Origin of the sequence: Prevotellamassilia timonensis, from assembly GCF_021531665.1 — a bacterium.
In the GTDB taxonomy this organism is placed as follows: Bacteria; Bacteroidota; Bacteroidia; order Bacteroidales; family Bacteroidaceae; genus Alloprevotella.
Window position 1 is genome coordinate 1 of record NZ_JADYUH010000124.1, and the last position, 702, is coordinate 702.

General features: G+C 49.1%; 1 protein-coding gene. It reads right to left on the bottom strand.

The genetic code is table 11. The annotated features are described in order from the left end of the window. Positions 1–633 (bottom strand): ISAs1 family transposase (locus I6E40_RS10625; protein ID WP_235387240.1); only part of this gene is annotated, 633 nt, incomplete at its 3' end. Positions 634–702: the final 69 nt, after the last annotated feature.

Sequence of the window (702 nt, forward strand, 5' to 3'; positions counted from 1 at the left end):
GTCCTCGACCTCATAACGTAGCGACCGTTGATTGGCTTTGAGCTCTATCAGGAAATCTCCGCCTTTTGCCCGTATTATCTCGATGATGTCCTTCTGCATTGACATGGCATCGGCGGTGACAATCTTACCGGATATGTCGATTTTGTCGATCAATATTGGAACTGCCTTTATCTCATTACTCTTTTCCTGGCATGCCTCTGTCGCGATTGTAATGCCGGTGTTGTACGAATATGCGGACACGATGTCCGGATTGCGCCCGTTTTCCTGAACGGTGCCACGCTCAGCCTTGCCGTCCACACAGATTATCTCCTTGTCACGAAATGCATTAAGCAGTTCGTCACGGAAGCCCTCGGCAAACGCTTGCATCTTATCTGCCATAGCTGAATCGTCAATACCGTTCTCTACCCGGCAAAGGGTGGGCTCCGAGGGTATTCCATTTTTCAGCAAACCCATTCTGCGGAATTTACTTAGATTGTGTTTGCCGAACTCTATTATATCGGCACGCCCGGCGTGCCCGCACGCTCGCCCGAGTATCATCAGGATGATGATATCTCCGAGACGGTGACGGATATTCCCTTTGTCGCCTCTGCGGAAATCGGGGACTGAGTCAGCAAAATTCATCAGTTGTTCCAAGATACTGCCCTGCGGTACGGATTTATTTATTACTTTTGTGGTGTGATTGAGCTTATGTGCGTCAATCAA